We start from the raw sequence: 17,672 nt of genomic DNA on the forward strand, positions 1-17,672 counted from the left end.
GCAATTTCAATGGAAATTGGACCTTCGATTTCAATGGAAATTGCGGGGCTCGATCGGAACGTGCCTGGTCGGACGATGGGTGAAGGGCACCTCCTGCCGAGCAACTCGGCAAGGGGTGCCCTTCACGTCGTTCAGCCGTCGAACTTGCCGGTCTTGACGGCGGCGACGAACGCCGACCACTGGGCGGCGGTCGTGGTGAAGTGACCGGCGGCGCGGTTCTTGGTGTCGCGAACCGCAGCCCCGCCACCGATGCGCCCGACCTCGACGCAGTTGGTTTCTTGGCTGCTCCGGCTCGACTTCCGCCAACCGGCGGGGGCCTGCGATAACGTCATTTCAGCGTCTCCTCCTGGTTGATGACGCGGGCAATGAGCTCGGCCGTGGCGTCTGGGCTCAACGCCACCTGCTCGACATCCTCCCGCGCTGAGACGAACGCTTTCACGTCTGCCTCGTCACGAAGAAACACCGATGACCTGTGGTGCTCTAGATGCACCACGGGCGCGGCCTTGGCGAACGCCAAGAGGACGAACGGCCCGGCGTGCGCCGGTGTCCATCCGGCAGAACGCGGGATGACTCGGATCTCGACGTTGTCCCGCTCGCCCATTTCCATGAGGAACTGGAGCTGTTCGATCATCACTTCCGGGCCACCGACCGACTGGTGCAGCGCCGACTCAAGCATGAACGCGGTAAATCGAATCGGAGCGCGCTTGCGGACGATCAAGTCACGGCGACCAAGGCGCATCATCACCCGCTTGTCGGCTTCACCGCTGGGAATTCCCTCGCTCATGATCGCCCGCGCGTAGTCAGCGGTCTGCAACAGACCAGGCATGAGAATCGGCGCGACGTCGGTGATCGCGGTGGCCATCCGCTCGAACTCCAGTAACGCGGCCAATTGATCTGCCTCACCGGTCCTACCGACTGACACCGTGTTCGGTGGTTCCGAGACCGCTTCTCGAGTCAGCTTCATCAGCCGATCCCTGGTCGCACCGTTCATGCCGAGCACCGCGCAGAGGGCCGACACGGATTCGGTCGATGGCACGCGTTGGCCGCGTTCCCAGCGCACGACGACCGAATGGGAGACATCCAGCTTCGCCGCGAGCTGGCGAAGTCCAAGCCCTGCCCTGTTTCGCGCATCCCGGAGTTCTGCGCCGAGAACGTACGCACGCGGTGCAGGAGTGGTCTCGTCCATGCACCACACACTAAGCCACCCCATAGTGCCGCGTCGCCATTCAGTCGGGCGATTGTCCACAAACGACAAGACCGAAACCATTGGTCTCGGAAACAACGAGACCAAGAGACCATCGGGGTCGGCATGACACAGCCACTTCAGCGCTACTACTGGCTTCCCGTCGTAGACGAGTCGAGCAGCGGCGGCATGGTCCGCCACGCATTCAGCGGCAGACATGCAGATTCCGGCGCAAACGATGTCTCGTTCTGCGGCAAGCGCTTCTGCCTCGCGAAACCGTCTGAAATGGACTGGATCCAGGCGCCGTCGTGCCAAGACTGCAACTCGCTGCTGAAAGCGTTGAAGGGATGACCATGATCGCCTGGACCATCATCGTCGGTACCGCTGCCGTCCTGCTCACCCTCTGGCCGATGTACCGGAGCTACTTCTACCGAGCCCAGCACGCCGGAAGCGGCGAAGGCGCGCTGACCGTGCGGTACCTGATCGCGCGGATCGAAGCCGAGACCACCAACAGCGGCCAGCACCGCCTTCGCGAAACGCCTGCGATCCGCGGGAATCCGGCCGAGCAGCTCGCCACCGACGCGGACCGGCCGCCAACCGCCGACCACGACGGCTTCACGCGTCATTCCGAGATCCTGAGCCGAATACTCGCCGGGCTCGAACGCCTGTAGACCCGGTCCGGCTGCCGTACCCCCGACCGGCAGCCGGACCATCCCACCTCGTTCCAACGGGAGTCCCCGGAGTTTCTCGGTTCACGTTTCCGCTGGTCACGTGCCGAAAGCTGCGGGCAGGCAGTTCCCCCTCCCCGATGCCTGCCCGCTCCCGCGCCCCGCAGCCCGCCCCCGGCTGCGGGGCGCCTCACATTCCGCCGGGTCACGTCGAGCAGTTGGCGGTTTCGCGCGAAACCGGCGATCCGCCTGCGGGAGCGCGGCGGTTTCGCGCGAAAACGCCGCCCGTGACCGGTCACTTGCTGCGCAGCCGGATGCGGTCGAAGAGCGCCGGGTCGAGCGTCCCGGCGCGGTCCACGGACCGGGCCGGGACCATGAACCACGGCTGGGCGCTCTCCCGCGCCGCGCGCACCGGCACGAAACCCTGGTCCACCAGCGAAATCGCGTAGTCGACCGACACCTCGCAGAGGTCGTTGAGCGCGGCCGTGCCGTGCCACGGCATCACCCCGGCGCCGCCGAGCGGGACGAACCGCAGCCGGCCCGCTGCCGGGCGGATGGACAGGCTCATCCGCACGCAGCCCTCCCGCCACAGCACCGAGTAGTCGAGCTCCTCGTCGACGTGCTTGTTCGCCAGGTAGGTGACCGTTTCCCGCCACGCCGTCGCCAGCAGGTCGCCGCGCGCCCGGCGGACCTCGGCCGGCACCGCAGGATCGGTCAGGTCGAAGGGATTCGCGTAGATCCGCTGCGACCACGCGAACGGATCGCCGCCGGGGCAGGGGATGTCGACGGCCTGCAGCACGGAGCGGAACAGCTCGGCGAACCGCGGCCGCCCAGGCCCGGCCGGGTCCCGGGCGTCGGCTTCCGCCAGCGCCGCCCGCGGATCGCGGCGGACGTCCAGCCCGGCGAACGCCGTGGCGTACCGGTCGCGGTGCTTCGCCAGCAGCTCCGGCCGCTGCGTGCGGTCGCCGCACCGCGGATGCGCGTCGGCGGCGTCGTCGAAGTCCTCGACCGCCACCACGTCCCGCAGCCCCGCGCTTTCCACCTGTGCGACCAGCTCCCGGTGGTAGCCCGCGTAGCGGTCCGGCTCCCGGAACCTGAAGTGGCTGGCATCGGTGAGCGCCCGCACCGCGATGCCCGGCGGGTGGATCTGCCGGACGGCCTCGTCGAGCTGCCGCAACCGGATCAGCATGGCCAGCTCGGCGAGGTCGGGCAGCCCGCCGAGCGCCTTCAGCCGGGAGCCGTCCTGCTTCAGCGACGGCCCCACCACGACGAACGGGATGCGCTCCCCGGCCTCGATCGAGGCGAGCATGTCCCGATCGGCCGCCGCGGGCGGATACGCCGTCCTGGCCGCGCCGAACGGCTTCGCCGTCACGACCCGCCACACCGCCCGGCAGATCGCCGCCGGATCGGCGCGGGCACCGACCTCGCGGCCGAGCCGCCGTCCGTCGGCCACCGCGGTCGCGACCAGCGACTCGACGATCCGCGACTGCTCCCCCGCGGTCAGTTCCACGCCGTGCGACCAGATCGTGGGGCGGGTGCTGAGGTCCCCGATCCGCAGCCTGCTCAGCGACGTCACGTGCGACAGCTGCGGCGCGTCGGCCGAGTGCCCGCGCCCCAACGGGACCGGCTGCGGCAGCGACTCGAACGTCCTTATCCCGCACGGGCCTTGACCACCACCGTCCACAGTGAACCCGGGCGGGCGCGCGGCCACCACCGAGGCGGCGGGGAACGCCGCCCGCAGCGCTTCGCGATTGCCGGCCGAGTCGTCGAAGGCGGCGACGAGCTCGTGCTCCGGCATGTCGTGCAGCGCCGCGACCTTCTGCCCCGCGACCGGCCCGTCATCGGTGGTGCGCAGGTCGAGGTGGCCGAGTCCGTGGCGGCTCAGGACCTCTTCGGTGGCGGCCCGCATCCGGTGGCGGCGACCGGTCAACCAGACGACCCGGGCACCGGCCTGTTCCAGATCCCGGACGAATTCCACCAGGCCCGGCGCCGGTTCGTCGGTCAGCAGGGCTTCCCGGTGCCACGCGACGTTCTGGCGGTACTCGGCGTACAACGCGTCCCAGTCGAGTTCGGGATACCGCGCCGGCAGCCCGTTCGCCGCCAGGAACGGGCGCCAGCCCGGCCGGTACAGCCCGGGCAGCACGTCGAGCCGCGCCGGGGCGACGAACTCGTCGATGCCGTGCGCTTCGCCCAACCGGCGCAACGCCTCGCCGACCCGGTGCTTCGGGTGCAAGGCGCAGAAGTCGAGGTCCACGGCGACCAGCGGGCGCGGCAGGCCCGGCTCGTTCCGGCACCGCGCGCTGCGCGACCGGACCAGCCGGACGACCCGGCTGAGGATCTCGTGCTGCTCCGCCACGACGACGTGCACGAAGCGGAGCCACGGGTGGTCACCGGCGAACGCGGCCGCGGTCGGCTCGGCCAGGTGGCGCAGTTCCTGCGCGATGACGCGCTCGAAGGCGGCCCGGACCCGGTCCTGCTCGTCGCCGCTGATGAACACGCACGCGGCCGCCAGCTCGTCCAACTGCTCGTCCAGCGCGGTGACGACGCCCGGCACCCCGGACCGCGCGCGGCGGATCCCGCCGAGCACGATGCGCCCGGTGGCCGTCGCCGCCGAATCCAGCTCGACGCCGAGCTCGCCGGCCGGCAGGAAACCCCGCGCCAGCAGCCCGCGGAACGTGATCAGCAGCGGCCGGACCACGAACTCGGCGAGGTGCTCCGGCGCCGTCCAGCCCGGCGGCCGGCCGGCCACGATCCGCTTCAACCACAGCACATCGCCGGGGAACTCCCAGCGCGCCAACTCACCCAGGGGGATCGCGTTCCGCGCCGCGGACAGCTCTCCCACCGCCCGGTGCTCGCCGGTCCCGGCCGCCGCCACGCAGTAGAGCCGCAGCAGCGGGTCCTCGTCCAGCAATTCCCCCAGCCGCTCCGACCGGACATCCGGACCGCACAAAACCATCTCCAATCCAACAATTCCGGAAAAAACGCACGCACCACGAATTCCCGCTCGCGTGCGCGAGCGGGCAGTGCAAAAATCAGCGATCACGCCCGAGCGAATTCGCCCGCACTCGAGCAAGAAACACCGGCACCGCAGGCACTACCGGCCCGCGATGCCGAAAAAAGCGACTACTACCAGGGAAAACGTCGAATTCGCCCCGACCGAACCGGCCCATGCCGATCGTCGAAGCACCAGTTCAACCGGCGCGTCGGCGCGCAGACACCCGACGGGACCGCCGATGACGCGCCCGTCGCCGAGTGGTCATTCACCATCGGCGAGTTGCACGAGCGGGACGCAGCAGTCGCCTTCCAGCCGCTGCACCGCGATCCGGCCGCAGCGCTCCAGCTCCTGCCGGGTGATCCAGCCCGCGGCGTAATGGCGGTAGGCCTGGGCCAGCAGGACGAGCTCCGCGAGGTGATCGGCGTGCCGACGCCGGAGGTCTTCGGGCAACCGGGGCAGCGAACCGGCCTGGCTGTCCACCACTTCGTCGAGCACCTGCGCAGCGCGCAACGCGTGCGCACGGCGCCAACGCGGCATCCGCGGCAAGAACTTCGCGATCCTCATCGACAGCCCGTCCCGTAGCAACGCACCGATGCAGCAGTTCGCCCGTATGGTTTACCCCTTCCGCCGGACGCTCGTCAGCAGAAATTGCCCAACGAACGCGGCGATCGACCCAACATCGCCCGTTCGGCCTAGCAATCGACCGGATCAGCTGTACGGCACCCATTGCGTGAAGAGATCTCCGTCCCTGATCGTGCGCAGCCGCTGGTGCAGTTGCTCGCGAACCCCGGGATTGCTGCGCAGGATCGGGAGCACCCCGGTGGTGATCTTCAGCTCGCGCAGTTCGCGCAGCACGGCAAAGCCGTCCCAGCGCGTGATGTCGAAGCCGTAGGCCCTGGCCAGGTCGTCGTGCCAGCCCGGCGGGTGCCCCATCCGCAGCCGCCCCACCGCGATCGGCGTCAGATCCCACTCCGGCGGGCCCATGCACAGCGAATCCAGGTCGCACAGCAGCGGCCCGTCCGCGCCGCCGATCACGTTGCCGAGGTGCGCGTCCGCGTGGATGACGCTGCGCGCCAGCGGGAACCGCAGCCCCGCCAGGCGCTCTTCCAACACGTCGCAGCGCTGCGCGAGAAACCGGTGATCGGCCGGATCGATGTCCACCGCGTCGGTCAGCCGACGACGGATATCCGCCATCGGCTGCCAGTCCAGGAACGTCGGGGACGGCGGCTTCGAGTGCATCTGGCGCAACAGCTCGCCGAGGTCGGCGCCGCCGGGCATCGGCCCGGTCTCGGGCACGTACTCCCAGAAGGTCGCCAGGTGTTCGCCCACCTGGACCGGCTGCTCAAGTCCCGGCAGCAGGCGCACGGCGGGAACCCCGTGCGCGGCCAGCCAGCGCGCGGCCTCCACGGCGTTGAAGGCTCGATAGGTGAACGACGGGGAAAGCACTACGCGGACGACCACGCGCTGGTCCCGAAGCAGGAAAACCCCGTTGTTGACGATTCGGAGCAATCGCGCGCCGGTCGGGTCGAGGCCGACGGCGGCGCAGATCTCGGTCAGTGCCAGCTCCAGCTCCGGCGGGATGCACCGACCCTGTTCCAGTGGTTGTGTCTTCATGCTCATCGTTTCGGACCGACGGCACCGCTGCCCCGGCGCGCCGAGCTCACACCCGGCGGAACCGCCGGACGGCCTCGAACAGGTCGCGGACGTCGGAGTTCATCCGGTGCTTGCTCGCTTCGAGCTCCAGCGGCTTGAGCCGGTCGGCGACGCGCTGGGACTTGACCCGCTCGCCGTGCTCCAGCGCCCGCCGTCCGACCTTGACGCCCTCCTGCAGGTCGCCGGCCCGGATGTGGTTGGTGGCCTGCAGGCTCAGGCCGAAAACGTGGGTGCGCGCCATGTCCGCGCCGTAGGCCTCGTTGCACTTGATGGTCTCGGCGACGGCTATCGACGCGTGCTTCTTGGGGTCGAACACCGACAGCGCGTCGTGCGCGGAGCCGATCATGCCGTGCAGGTCGTTCTCGGTGAAGAAGCGCACCCAGTCGGGCGCCTCGTCGGCGCGGGCGCGGGCGAACTCGTCCTTGGTGCGGCCGACCATCTTCTGCACCTGGTCCGGCTTGTTCAGCATGCCGTAGGCCCAGGCCTCGTTGGCGCACAGCACGGCCACGGTCAGCGCGGAACCGGAGTCCTGCGCGGCGATCTGGCCAAGCTGGAACAGCTTCAGCGCCTCGTTGGGCTCCTCGTAGTGCAGGTAGACGCGGCCCATCCGGTACAGCACGCTGGCCACCAGGCCGTCGTCCTCGGCCTGCTTCGCGAACTCCAGCGCCTTGCCGAAGTGGCCGCGGGCGGGGTCGAGCAGGCCCACGTCGAACGAGGTCCAGCCGGCCAGGCTGTGCATGTCCGCCAGCGCCACGAAGAGCTGCTTGCGCACGGGTTCGGCGGCGCTGGACTCGAGCAGCTGCTGCGCCCAGGACAGCTGGGCCACCACGGCGTCCCGGCAGGTTCCGCCGCCGTAGCGGTAGTCGAGGTCGCGCAAGGCCTTGGTGGCGGCGTGGATCTGCTGCACGTCGGTCATGCCGATCCGGGTCGGCGCCGGGGTCTGGGCGTTGGCCGGCAACCAGGAACTGGTTTCGGTGCCGAAGACCGCGGCGCCCATCGTCACCGCCGCGGCGTGGGACAGGAACTTCCTGCGCTTCACCGACTCGTCCTCCTCAGCGTCGGGGGCGTTGGTCGCCTTCGCGACCCGCATCGCGGTCGCCCCGTCGTACGCGAGGCCCATGTAGCCCCGCGGGATACCCAGCCCGTCTGCGATCCGGGCGAGCACGTCATAAGCCATGACCTGCCGCCCCTTGAGGATCTCGGACACCTCGGATTGCGACTGCCCCGTCGAGGCTGCAATCTGTCGCTGCGAAACGCCGTGCCGGCGAAGCTGCCGGTAGATCTCACTGACGTCCCGCCGGGCCAGTGCATCCCGCATTTCCCGCTCGTTCCAAACGTCGGGTGTAACGGGAGAGCCGCCAGAACCGATGATGTTCATTTAGACCCCCTGACGCTCTGCTCGGGCGTTGGTCGCAGAGTAAGGGCACTGCTGCATCCCGGTGAAGCGCGTATCGGTAGAGGTGATCGGCAGCGGTGAAGTCCACCGACCGCTCGTCGTTGCCGTTGGCCCGGTTATCGCCTGCGCCCTAGGCGCGACGCCCCGGTCCGTTCCAATCTAGTCACCACAGGCAACCGAGCACGAACGGGAACGGTGACGCGAGATGCGGGAAGCACAGGGTGGGAACGGCCGGTCGGCCGGCTTCCCCTCGGCCCCCGCGGACAGCCGCCGGTGGTGGCGAGTGGACTGCCGAGACGTGGCGAACTCGCACCGCTTCCTGGACGTGCTGGTCAACCGGGACAGGGTGGTGCTCGTCGGACCGCCCGGCCACTCCGCGGCGCTGTCGGCCAACGGCCTCGGCCAGTTGTCGGTCGCGTTGCGGGATGCCGCTGTGCAGGCGAGAAAGTGACGGTGACGTTTCGGTGGATGAGATCCTGGGTCAGGTGCTGCGAAGTGCGGTGCGAGAGCGGCTCGACGTGTTGACCGAGCTCGCGAACCGCGCGGACGCCCCTTCCCTGCTCTCCGTTGCGCGTTCCGAACTCCCCCGGCTCACGGAGGGGTGGCGGACGCTGCTCACCGCGCACGATGCCGACGAAAAGGGCAACTGCCCGGAGTGCTCGAGCCGCTGGCGCCCGCAGAAAGCACCGTGCTCGGTGTGGCGCACGGCTTATGAGCACCTGGTGGCAGGAGCCCTGGCACCCCGTCCCGCACGGCACCAGCGCCCGGCGCACGCTCTGCGCCCGGCCGCGCCGGTGCCGTAAGCCGGCGGACTCGGCCCCGGACAGCACTACCTCCTCCCCGACCCGGGTCACCGAGAAACCGCCAGGCGGCGGTCGATGAGCGGCTGGTCGTGTTTCCCCGACCTCGACCACTCGATCATCGGCCGCCGCCGCGAAAACTCCACATCGGACCGGCTGGCACGCCAGCGCGGTCACCCAGATTTCCGCGGGCCGGTGCTGACGCACTCCCCTCCCCCCGACCGGTGCCGGTCCGCGGAACTCCAACCACTCCGGTCACGCCGTTTCCCCGGACGGCCCCGGAGTCTGGAAAGGCCCTGGAGCTCGATTCCCCGACCGAGCCCAGGGCCTTTCCATGTCCGCATGACCGACCCGTGTGCACTTCTTGCTGCTATGGCGACAAGAAGTACGCACGGGTCTCTCAGCGGAGGCGGGCCCCGACTGCCGGGTAGTCGGTGTAGCCCCGCTCGCCGCCGCCGTAGATGCGGTCGGCGTCCACCGGTGCGAGCGGGTGGCCGCCTGCGAACCTGACCGGCAGGTCGGGGTTGCTGATGAACAACCGGCCGTAGGACATCACGTCGGCGAGACCGGATCGCAGGACGCGTTCCCCGGCTTGCCGCGTGGTCGGTTCGGGGCCGTTGAAGTTCGCGATCAGCGTTCCCTGCCACCGAGGTCGCAGATCCGCCAGCGCCGGGTAGTTCCCGCGTTCCACGATGTGGGCCATCGCGATCCGGTTCGGCAGGCTCAGGCGCGCGCCGCGGTACGGCTGCAGCAGCGGACCGGTGGTCTCGATCGTGGTGATGGGTGGCTCCTGGAGTTCCGGTGCGGTCAGCGGGCGAGAGCGATCGCGTCGATCTCGATCTGCCAGTCCGGTCGGGCCAGCGAGGACACTTCCAGCAGCGTGTCGGCGGGGAACGGCTCGGCGAGGAATTCTTCGCGCAGCTCGATGACCGCCGGCAGGTTCGCGGCCATGTCCCGGACGAGGATGGTCACCTTAACGACGTCGGCGAGGGTGGCCCCGGCCGCGGCGAGCACCCGCTCGATGTTGGCGAACGCCTGCCTGCCCTGGGTCTTGAAGTCATCGCCGACGGTGCGGCCGTTTTCGTCGATGCCCGCCTGGCCGGAGACGTGGATGAACCCACCGGCCTTGATCGCCTGCGAGATCCGGTACGGCTCGTACCAGTCGGGAACAGTGGCGATGCGCTCGATGTCGGTGGCGGTCATGGCCGTCCTCCAAGTTTCATGCCCAGTATTTGTATGTACATGCACATCTTGAGCATTCATGTACTTTGATGTCAACCACGACCACCGCGACACCAGGAGACCCGATGACCAAGCCCGCCGCGGACGATCAGCTGTGGAGCCGGGTCGTCACGTTGTCCGGCCGGGTGGAGAGCGAGCTGGCCAAGGCCATGCAGCGCAAGCACCGGCTGGGCCTGTCGGAGTACCGGGCGCTGTGCCACCTGGCCGGCGCGGACCAGGGCGAGCTGCGGATGCAAGAGCTCGCCGACGCCGTCGGGCTGAACCAGAGTTCGGCGAGCCGCCTGGTCGCCAGGCTGGAATCCGCCGGTCTCACGGTTCGCGACCACTGCCCGGCCGACCGCCGCGGCGTCTACAGCGTCATCACCGAAGCCGGGCGCGAACTGCACGCGGCGGCCCAGCCCACCTACCTGGCGGCGCTGGCCGCCGCGCTGGACCGCGCCGCCGCCGACCCCGACCTGGCCACCACCGTCAAGGCACTCCGCGGGTAGACCGTTCCGTTCGGCGAAATGACCCGTGCGCACTTTTTGCTGCTATGGCGACAAGAAGTGCACACGGGTCAGCAGACTTCCCGACTCGGACGAGTAGCGCGCCGATTCCGGTGGACGCTCGACGCATCCGAACCGTCCACAATCGACGTCCGGGTACTTCCGGACTACTTCCGGCGGAGGCGGGCCCGAGCCGCGAAGTCCGGGTCGAGCCGGATCCCCGGCGGGGTCCGCGATCCCCTCGGGGCCGGGACCGCCGCACCGATCGCGCCCGTCAGGTGGGTTCGCTGGGACGGGACCATCAGCCACGGCTGGCGGGGGCCGAGCAGCGGCGAGTACACCGGCACGAAGCCCTGGTCCAGCAGCGAGATCGCGAAGTCCACCGCCACGTTGCCGCGGTCGTCGAGCACCCCGGTGCCCTGCCAGGGCAGCAGGCCGGAGCCGCCGAGGTAGGTGAACCCGAGGCAGCCCTTGCGGACCGCGCTGAGCGTCAGCCGCACCCGGTTCGGGAACATCCGCTCGTAGCCGAACTCCTCGTCGACCTGCATCGTCGCCATGTAGCGGAGCACCGTGTGCCAAGCCCGGCGCAGCACCGCGCAGCGCGCCTGGCGCACCTCGGCCGACACGGTCTGGTCGGTCACGTTGTAGATGTCCGCGTAGACCGCCGTGGACCACTCCAGCCGGTCCGTGCCCGCGGGCACCACGACCGGCACCGAATACACCAGAGACATCAGGATTTCCCGGAACAGCCCGATGACGTGCGGCGCGAACTCGCCCATCTCGGCGGTGCGCAGGTGCACGAGCTCCAGGGTCCGCAGCGGGTTGTCGGTGATGTCGAAGGACCGCAGCGACTCCGCGAGCAACCGGCGGTAGCGGGCTACCCGCGACGCGTGCTCGGCCTTCAGCCCGGGTAAGCCGAGCCGCTGCTCGGCGACCGCGTCGATCTCCTCGACGCTGGTCCGGTCGCCGATGCCGACCAGGTCGACGTATTCGCGCAGCTTCTTCTGGTACGCGTCGGTGATCGCGTGCGGGCGGCTCCGGAAGTGCCTGCCGTCGGTGAGGATGTTGAAGTGCAGGCCGGGCCGGTGCACCGCGCTGACCGCCTGTTGGAGCTCCCGAAGCCGCGCCATGGCACCGAGTTCGGCGAAGTCCGGCAGCGGGCCGCCGGCCTTGAGCCGGTTCAGGCACTGCTTGACCGGGAAGCCGAGCAGCACCACCTCGATGGGCTCGCCGCGCCGCACGAACGGTTCGGCGTCGCGCCGCAGGTCGGCGGGTTGGTAGTTGGCGCGAGAGCCCTTGATGAACTGCTTGCGGGTGAACACGTGGTGCAGCGCCGCTAGCACCTGCTCGGGTTCGCTGCGCTCGTCGATGCCGAACTTCGCGACCGCGCTGCGCCCGGTCCGCGCCGCCGCCCGGTCCGCGTCGGCCACCACCGAATCCACGATGGACAGTGATTCCTGTTCGGTCAGGTGTACGGCCCAGCGCCGCGCCTGGCGGTTCTTGCGCAACGCGCCGATCTGCAGTTCTTCCAGCGAGTGCGTGTTGGACAGCCGCTGACCGCTGCGCGCGCCGGGGCGCGGCGTGGTCTCGAAGGTGGCGATCACCGCGGCGGCGTCGGCCACCGGCTGCGCCGGGAGGCGTTCGGCGGCCAGGCCGGGGATCTCGACGGCGACCGGAATTGCCCCGCCGAACTCCTTGGTCACGGCGATGCGGTTCGCCAGCTCGTCGTCGAAGACCGCCACCACGTCGACGTCGCCGAGCTCGCGGAGCTTCTCCACCTTCAGCTCCGTGCGCGGGCGGCCGCCGTCCTCGGACAGGCACAGCAGCATCGCGTCCGGCACCCCGGCGGTGGCCAGCACTTCTTCGGTGTGCTCGCGGAACCGCTCGCGCCGACCGGTGCAGAACACCACCCGCCCGCCGGCGTCCTGCACGTCCCAGACGAACCGGGCCAGCCCGGCGTTCACGCTGTCGGTGCGCAGCTTCTCCCGCGGCCGGGCCAGGAACGAGCGGGTGAAGTCGGCGCGCACCTCTTCCCAGTCGACGGACGGGTAGCGCTCGCGCAGCCCGCTGAGGGACACGAAGTTGTGCCAGGTGGCGGCCGCGTGGGTCGGCAGCACCGGCAGCGTGCCGGGGCCGGCCAGCTCCAGGATTCCGTCCGGCGCGCCCGGCCGAGGCCCCGAAACCGAGCGGGCGGCGTCCAGGATCCGCTGCAGCGGCACGAGCCCGCACAGGTCGACGTCGATCACGACCGCGGGCTGCGGCAACCGGTCGTCCCAGCGGCGCCGGCGGGTGCGCTGCTGGACCCGGTCCAGCACCGAGTTCAGCACCTCGTCCTGCGCTTCGGGCACGGTGTGGACGTAGCACTGCAGCGGCTGTTCGCCGGAGAGCAGCTCAGCGGTGCGCGGCCCCAGGAAGCGCAGTTCCTCGGCGATCACCCGGTCGACGGCCCGCCGCACCCGGCTCTCCCGCCGCGCGGATTCGAGGCGGCTGAACCCGGCGCTGAGCTCGTCGAGGGTCTCCACCAGTGCACGCGCTCCCGACGACACCTCGGCGCGGGTCGGCTCGTGGCTCACCCGCAGGTAGTCGGTCACCACGATCCGGCCGGTGGCCTGCAGCTCCGGTGAGAGCTCGAAGGCGATTCCGCCGCCGCCCAGGGCGAACAGCCCGATCCCGTGCACGTCCAGGGCCAGCCGGAAGGTGCGCAGCAGCGGGCGGACGAAGTGCTCCAGGAAGTACTCGAGTTCGTCCTCGCGCCGCTCGAAGCGGTTGTCCAGCACCACGCGCAGCAGGCCCGGGGTGCCGTCGTTCACCGGTTGCAGCAGCGTGGCCAGGTCGGCCGCGCTGACCCGCATCGCCGAGCCGGTGCCGGTGTCCACCACGACCGCGGGCACCGGCTGGGTGGCGCAGTGCATCCGCAGGTCGGGGTCGGATTCCACAATGGACGACAGCCGCTCCCAGCCGCGCAGTTGGCGCAGGGCGCGCTCGCGGGGACCGGCGGCCTGCAGCTGCACGGTGCGCTCCGGCCCGCTGACGGTGATCCGCTCGGCGGGGAACGGCACGCTGCGGTTGGGACCGAGCACCGCGGCGAAGCAGTCCTCGGCGAGCTGACGCCGGGTCGAGGGCAGCAGGTCCGCGCGGTCGGCGGGCAGCGGCACCGACCCGCCGGTGTCGCGGTCCGCGGCCAGCGACCGGGTCAGCCGGTGCAGCCACGCCGGGTCGAACACCCGGCGGGTGCGGCGCAGCCGGACCAGCGCGCGGTAGAGATCGGACCAGTTCGGATCGTGTCCCAGCGGCAGCCCCGCCCCAGCCCCGGCGCCGCTGAGCTGCAGCGATCCCCCGGCGGAGCGCTCGACCCGCAGGCCGTAGCCACCGGCGGAGAGCAGGTCGTTCGCGGCCGGGACGGTCAACGGGTGCCACAGCCCGGGCGGCACGTCCGCGGCCGTGGCGGGCGGGCTCGCCGGTGCGGCGAGCTCCGGGGTCAGTCGCGCGGTCACGGGGCTGCGGTGCGCGTCGCGCGCGTGGCAGCCGAACAGGCACGGGTACCGGCGGCAGGTGTGCCACCGCACCAGGTTCTTCCCCCAGTCGATGTCCACCTGGCAAGCAGAGCATGTGGAACGGCGGGAAAACGAGGGGCGGCCGGGCAGTAACCCACGATGACCTTTCTGTCACTGAGAATGACGGCTCGGATCACACTAGATAGCGACCTTGTGCGCTGACAACATGACTCACTGCATATGCCAACGGTGTAACGCGACAAGATCCGCAGGTCAGAGAACTGCCCAGAAAGCACCCGATGACCAACCGACAGGGTCTGGTCAAGCCATCAACAAAGAAACCACCCGAACGACTGATACCGTCCCCGGCATGTCCGGAGCGCACGACCGCCCGTGGGCCGGGAAACTGTGGACATCGCCGGCACCGGGAGAAATCCCCGGAACCAGCCGGTGAACCAGACCGCCGAGTCGAACTCGGCACCATCTCCCCCAGGGCTCCCCTGAAAGAGAAATCATGGTCGTGGTCGGCAAGATGGTCAGTGAACATGATCAAGGAGTCGCCTTGCCTGCCGAAGTAGCCCCGTTGCGCCGGAAGCCGGTCCAGCAACGCAGCGCACAACGTGTGGAGAAGATGCTCTCGGCCTGCGCCGAGCTGATCGACGAGGTGGGCTATGACGGTTTAACCACCACGCTCATCGCCGAACGGGCGGGCGTCGCGGTCGGCTCGCTCTACCAGTTCTTCCCCGACAAGCGCGCCGTGGTCCAGGAACTCACGCTGCGCAACCTGGACCGCTTCGTGCGCACCGTGTCCGCCCGGTTCGACCAGCTGGAGCTGGCGCACTGGTGGGACGCGGTGGACGCCGTCTTCGACGTCTACCTGACGATGCACCGGGAGGTCCCGGCGTTCAGCCGGCTGCACTTCGGCGACGTGGTGGACCTCCGGCTGCTGGATCCGAGCAAGGACAACAACGCGGTGATCGCGGAGAAGCTGACCGGGCTGATCGCCGAGGAGTTCCGGCTCGATCCGGCGGACCTGCTGCTGCCGCTGGCGGTCGCGGTCGAGGCAGCGGATGCGGTGCTGCACCTGGCTTTCCGGCGTGATCCCGCCGGCGAGCCGACGCTCGTCGCGGAGGCGAAGGAACTGGTGCGCGGCTACCTGTCCAACCGGATGCCCGAGGATCAGCCGAAGGATCTGCCTTCGCCGCGGTAGGTCGGCACGGTGGCGGTCAGCCGGTCGGCCGCCACCAGGTGGTAGTACGCGAACCGCTCGGCGGGCTCGCCCGCCTTCGCGTGCCGGAACCACACCCGGTCGCCGAGCCGGAGCCGCCCGGCCGCCGCCCCGACCACGGGCGTCTGCACCTCGCCGGCGCCCTCGGTCGCGAGCAGCCGCAGGCCGCCCGGCGAGTGCGGCACGGGCACCCGGTCGGCCCCGACGGGCCCGGAAGCGAGGTAGCCACCGCCGAACAACGTCGCGATCCGCGAGGCGGGGCGGTGCACGACCGGCAACGCGTAGAACACCGCGGGCCGCGGGCGGAAGGAGCGGTAGCCGTCGAACAGCGTCGGGCCGATCAGCCCGGAGCCGGCGGCGACCTCGGTGACGGCTCGTTCCGCTGCGGTGCCCTCCAGGCTGCCGGTGCCACCGCCGTTGACGAACTCCAGCGGGGTCAACGCCTGCACCGCGCGCACCACGGCGGCGCGGCGTTCGGCGAGCTCGGCGGCCGACCGGCGCTGCATCCAGCGCAGCGCGGCGGCCTTCATCGGCTTGCCGTTCGGCGCGTCGCCGAGCCCCGCGATCTGGCCCTCGTACGCCATCAGCCCGACCAGGCGAAAACCCTTGCGGCGCAACACGGATTCGGCGAGCCGGCGAGCCTGCGCGACGGTGTGCACCGGGGAGCGCCGGGTGCCGACGTGCAGGCCGGGCAGCGGCCGCCAGGCCGCGTCGACCTCCAGGCAGAGCCGGATGGCGGGCCGGTCGAGGCCGAGCGCGGCGTCGATGAGGTCGAGGTGGTCGACGGAGTCGACCATGAGCGAGATCGACGCGGCGGCGGCCGGGTCGGCCGCGAGGTCGCGCAGCGCCGAGCGGTCGACGGTCGGGTAGGCGACGAGGATGTCGTCGCTGAGTCCTTCGCGGTGCAGCCAGATCGCCTCGGCGAGGCTGTAGCACATCAGCCCGGCGTAGCCCGGGACCTGCAGCACCCGGTGCAGGAGCTCGCGGCAGCGCACCGACTTCGTCGCCACCCGGATCGGCCGCCCGGCGGCCCGCCGCACCAGGTCGGCGGCGTTGTGGTCGAACGCGTCGAGGTCGACCACCGCGAACGGGGGGTCGAGCTCGCTGGTGATCTCGTCGAACCGGCGCACGCGGACAACAGTAGGCCGAAAACTCTTGTTATGTGAATCTTTTTCACATAATTTCTCCGCGACGGCACCCGAAGGAGGGTTGGCGATGCAGCGTTGGACCAACTGGGCGGGCACTGCCACCGCCACCCCAAGCGCCCTGGTGGCGCCGCGCGACACCGACGAGGCCGCGGCGGCGATCCGCGACGCGGCCCGCGGCGGCGGCACCGTCCGGCCGCTGGGGACCGGCCACTCGTTCTCCGGCATCGGCTCGCCGGACACCGGCTGCGCCCTGGACCTTTCGCACTGGTCCGGGATCGTGCACGCCGATCCGCACACCGGGCTGGTCAAGGTGCGCGCCGGCACGCCGCTGCACCGCCTCAACGCCGAGCTCGACGGGCTCGGCCTGGCGATGGCGAACCTCGGCGACATCGACCGGCAGACCATCGCGGGCGCCATCTCGACCGGCACCCACGGCACCGGCGCCGGGCTCGGCGGCCTGGCGACCCAGGTCGAAGAGCTGGAACTGCTGCTCGCCGACGGCACCGAGAAACGCTGCTCGGCCGCGGAGAACCCGGAGCTGTTCGCCGCCGCCCGGCTCGGGCTCGGCGCGCTCGGCGTGATCACGACCGTGACGCTGCGCTGCGTGCCGACGTTCTCGCTGGCCGCCGACGAGCGACCGGCGCGGCTGGACGACGTGCTGGACGGCTTCGACCAGCTCGCCGCCGACAACGACCACGTCGAGTTCTACTGGTTCCCGCACGCCTCGAACACGCTGGTCAAGCGGAACAACCGGCTGCCCGCCGGGCAATCGCCGCGGCCGCTGCACCCGCTCCGGCACTTCCTGGAGTACGAGGTGCTGGAGAACCGGCTGTTCGGCGCGGTCTGCCGGCTGGGGCGCGCGGTGCCCGCATCGGTGCGGCCGCTCAACCGGTTCTGCGCCGCGACCTGGTCCGCGCGTTCCTACAGCGACAGCTCGCACCGGGTCTTCACGACGCAGCGCAACGTCCGGTTCGTCGAATCCGAGTACGCCGTGCCGCAGGAGGCGCTGCGCGACGTGCTCCAGGAGCTGCGGGCCGCGGTCGGCCGGCTCGACGATCCGGTGATGTTCCCGGTGGAGGTGCGGGTCGCGGCCGCCGACGACGTGTGGCTGTCGACCGCGTACCAGCGGCCGTCTGCCTACATCGCGATCCACCAGTTCCGGGGCATGCCGCACCGGCGCTGGTTCGACGCGTTCGAGGACATCGCCGGTGCGCACGGTGGACGGCCGCACTGGGGCAAGATGCACCGCCTCGACGCCGCGGCGCTGCGCGAGCGCTACCCGCGGTTCGACGACTTCCGCCGGGTGCGCGCCGAGGTCGACCCCACCGGGGTCTTCCGGAACCCCTACCTGGACCGGGTCCTCGGCGCCTGTGGATAACT

Annotated in this window: 17 protein-coding genes; 7 read left to right on the forward strand and 10 right to left on the reverse strand. The window is 70.4% G+C overall.

Going from position 1 to position 17,672, the window contains the following annotated elements; translation table 11 throughout:
• Nucleotides 1–131: 131 nt before the first annotated feature.
• On the reverse strand, nt 132–332 hold the full coding sequence (locus tag E1288_RS01185; RefSeq protein ID WP_132479379.1) for a DUF397 domain-containing protein: 201 nt from the start codon (nt 330–332) through the stop codon (nt 132–134).
• Nucleotides 329–1,186, reverse strand: a complete 858-nt coding sequence (locus tag E1288_RS01190) for a helix-turn-helix domain-containing protein (protein WP_132479381.1) — start codon at nt 1,184–1,186, stop codon at nt 329–331. Before E1288_RS01190 ends, E1288_RS01185 begins: the two co-directional genes overlap by 4 nt.
• 123 nt (nt 1,187–1,309) lie before the next feature.
• On the opposite strand from E1288_RS01190, the gene E1288_RS01195 reads away from it, so the two are divergent.
• Nucleotides 1,310–1,534 carry a hypothetical protein gene (locus tag E1288_RS01195; protein WP_132479383.1) on the forward strand — a complete coding sequence of 75 codons (225 nt, stop codon included), beginning with the start codon at nt 1,310–1,312 and terminating at the stop codon, nt 1,532–1,534.
• The gene (locus E1288_RS01200; protein ID WP_165967924.1) at nt 1,531–1,854 is read left to right on the forward strand and encodes a hypothetical protein; all 324 of its coding nucleotides are present in this window, start codon (nt 1,531–1,533) and stop codon (nt 1,852–1,854) included. The genes E1288_RS01195 and E1288_RS01200 overlap by 4 nt, the downstream gene beginning before the upstream one ends.
• A 292-nt stretch (nt 1,855–2,146) precedes the next feature.
• Here the strand turns inward: E1288_RS01200 and E1288_RS01205 are convergent, their stop codons facing one another.
• The 4 genes from E1288_RS01205 to E1288_RS01220 form a co-directional block, all read right to left on the reverse strand.
• Entirely contained in the window at nt 2,147–4,807 is a 2,661-nt protein-coding gene (locus E1288_RS01205; protein ID WP_132479387.1) for an L-tyrosine/L-tryptophan isonitrile synthase family protein, read from the reverse strand.
• Between the two features lie 300 nt (nt 4,808–5,107).
• Nucleotides 5,108–5,410 (reverse strand): hypothetical protein, encoded by a 303-nt coding sequence (locus E1288_RS01210; RefSeq protein ID WP_132479389.1) that lies wholly within the window; start codon nt 5,408–5,410, stop codon nt 5,108–5,110.
• A 144-nt stretch (nt 5,411–5,554) separates the two neighbouring features.
• The gene (locus tag E1288_RS01215) at nt 5,555–6,460 is read right to left on the reverse strand and encodes a phosphotransferase enzyme family protein (RefSeq protein ID WP_235883255.1); all 906 of its coding nucleotides are present in this window, start codon (nt 6,458–6,460) and stop codon (nt 5,555–5,557) included.
• A gap of 46 nt (nt 6,461–6,506) precedes the next feature.
• The gene (locus E1288_RS01220) at nt 6,507–7,877 is read right to left on the reverse strand and encodes a helix-turn-helix domain-containing protein (RefSeq protein WP_132479391.1); all 1,371 of its coding nucleotides are present in this window, start codon (nt 7,875–7,877) and stop codon (nt 6,507–6,509) included.
• A gap of 223 nt (nt 7,878–8,100) precedes the next feature.
• Between E1288_RS01220 and E1288_RS01225 the strand changes: the two genes are divergently transcribed.
• Nucleotides 8,101–8,346: a hypothetical protein gene (locus E1288_RS01225; RefSeq protein WP_132479392.1), complete on the forward strand. Its 246-nt coding sequence runs from the start codon at nt 8,101–8,103 to the stop codon at nt 8,344–8,346.
• A gap of 13 nt (nt 8,347–8,359) precedes the next feature.
• Nucleotides 8,360–8,698 carry a hypothetical protein gene (locus tag E1288_RS01230; RefSeq protein WP_093260776.1) on the forward strand — a complete coding sequence of 113 codons (339 nt, stop codon included), beginning with the start codon at nt 8,360–8,362 and terminating at the stop codon, nt 8,696–8,698.
• Between the two features lie 397 nt (nt 8,699–9,095).
• Here the strand turns inward: E1288_RS01230 and E1288_RS01235 are convergent, their stop codons facing one another.
• Both E1288_RS01235 and E1288_RS01240 read right to left on the reverse strand, forming a co-directional pair.
• Nucleotides 9,096–9,398: a hypothetical protein gene (locus E1288_RS01235; protein WP_207954104.1), complete on the reverse strand. Its 303-nt coding sequence runs from the start codon at nt 9,396–9,398 to the stop codon at nt 9,096–9,098.
• A gap of 104 nt (nt 9,399–9,502) precedes the next feature.
• Nucleotides 9,503–9,898 (reverse strand): RidA family protein, encoded by a 396-nt coding sequence (locus tag E1288_RS01240; RefSeq protein ID WP_132479393.1) that lies wholly within the window; start codon nt 9,896–9,898, stop codon nt 9,503–9,505.
• Between the two features lie 104 nt (nt 9,899–10,002).
• On the opposite strand from E1288_RS01240, the gene E1288_RS01245 reads away from it, so the two are divergent.
• Entirely contained in the window at nt 10,003–10,425 is a 423-nt protein-coding gene (locus E1288_RS01245) for a MarR family winged helix-turn-helix transcriptional regulator (RefSeq protein WP_132479394.1), read from the forward strand.
• A gap of 164 nt (nt 10,426–10,589) precedes the next feature.
• On the opposite strand, the gene E1288_RS01250 is transcribed toward E1288_RS01245, so the two are convergent.
• Nucleotides 10,590–14,015 (reverse strand): L-tyrosine/L-tryptophan isonitrile synthase family protein, encoded by a 3,426-nt coding sequence (locus E1288_RS01250; RefSeq protein WP_235883257.1) that lies wholly within the window; start codon nt 14,013–14,015, stop codon nt 10,590–10,592.
• Nucleotides 14,016–14,448: 433 nt separating this feature from the next.
• Here E1288_RS01250 and E1288_RS01255 point away from each other — a divergent pair, with 433 nt between their 5' ends.
• Nucleotides 14,449–15,126 (forward strand): TetR family transcriptional regulator, encoded by a 678-nt coding sequence (locus E1288_RS01255; RefSeq protein WP_207954118.1) that lies wholly within the window; start codon nt 14,449–14,451, stop codon nt 15,124–15,126.
• On the opposite strand, the gene E1288_RS01260 is transcribed toward E1288_RS01255, so the two are convergent.
• A complete protein-coding gene (locus tag E1288_RS01260; RefSeq protein WP_132479395.1) occupies nt 15,096–16,274 on the reverse strand; it encodes an amino acid deaminase/aldolase in 1,179 nt (392 codons plus the stop codon). The genes E1288_RS01255 and E1288_RS01260 overlap by 31 nt on opposite strands.
• A gap of 85 nt (nt 16,275–16,359) precedes the next feature.
• Between E1288_RS01260 and E1288_RS01265 the strand changes: the two genes are divergently transcribed.
• Nucleotides 16,360–17,670: a D-arabinono-1,4-lactone oxidase gene (locus tag E1288_RS01265; protein ID WP_132479396.1), complete on the forward strand. Its 1,311-nt coding sequence runs from the start codon at nt 16,360–16,362 to the stop codon at nt 17,668–17,670.
• The last annotated feature ends 2 nt before the right edge of the window (nt 17,671–17,672 follow it).

The organism is Saccharopolyspora elongata, assembly GCF_004348985.1.
GTDB classification, from domain to species: Bacteria; Actinomycetota; Actinomycetes; order Mycobacteriales; family Pseudonocardiaceae; genus Saccharopolyspora; species Saccharopolyspora elongata.

Bases quoted from the DNA above. Each gene is read 5' to 3' on its own strand.
- E1288_RS01185 (WP_132479379.1), bottom strand. From the start codon at position 332: ATGACGTTATCGCAGGCCCCCGCCGGTTGGCGGAAGTCGAGCCGGAGC.
- E1288_RS01190 (WP_132479381.1), bottom strand. From the start codon at position 1,186: ATGGACGAGACCACTCCTGCACCGCGTGCGTACGTTCTCGGCGCAGAA.
- E1288_RS01195 (WP_132479383.1), top strand. From the start codon at position 1,310: ATGACACAGCCACTTCAGCGCTACTACTGGCTTCCCGTCGTAGACGAG.
- E1288_RS01200 (WP_165967924.1), top strand. From the start codon at position 1,531: ATGACCATGATCGCCTGGACCATCATCGTCGGTACCGCTGCCGTCCTG.
- E1288_RS01205 (WP_132479387.1), bottom strand. From the start codon at position 4,807: ATGGTTTTGTGCGGTCCGGATGTCCGGTCGGAGCGGCTGGGGGAATTG.
- E1288_RS01210 (WP_132479389.1), bottom strand. From the start codon at position 5,410: ATGAGGATCGCGAAGTTCTTGCCGCGGATGCCGCGTTGGCGCCGTGCG.
- E1288_RS01215 (WP_235883255.1), bottom strand. From the start codon at position 6,460: ATGAAGACACAACCACTGGAACAGGGTCGGTGCATCCCGCCGGAGCTG.
- E1288_RS01220 (WP_132479391.1), bottom strand. From the start codon at position 7,877: ATGAACATCATCGGTTCTGGCGGCTCTCCCGTTACACCCGACGTTTGG.
- E1288_RS01225 (WP_132479392.1), top strand. From the start codon at position 8,101: ATGCGGGAAGCACAGGGTGGGAACGGCCGGTCGGCCGGCTTCCCCTCG.
- E1288_RS01235 (WP_207954104.1), bottom strand. From the start codon at position 9,398: ATGGCCCACATCGTGGAACGCGGGAACTACCCGGCGCTGGCGGATCTG.
- E1288_RS01240 (WP_132479393.1), bottom strand. From the start codon at position 9,898: ATGACCGCCACCGACATCGAGCGCATCGCCACTGTTCCCGACTGGTAC.
- E1288_RS01245 (WP_132479394.1), top strand. From the start codon at position 10,003: ATGACCAAGCCCGCCGCGGACGATCAGCTGTGGAGCCGGGTCGTCACG.
- E1288_RS01255 (WP_207954118.1), top strand. From the start codon at position 14,449: ATGGTCAGTGAACATGATCAAGGAGTCGCCTTGCCTGCCGAAGTAGCC.
- E1288_RS01265 (WP_132479396.1), top strand. From the start codon at position 16,360: ATGCAGCGTTGGACCAACTGGGCGGGCACTGCCACCGCCACCCCAAGC.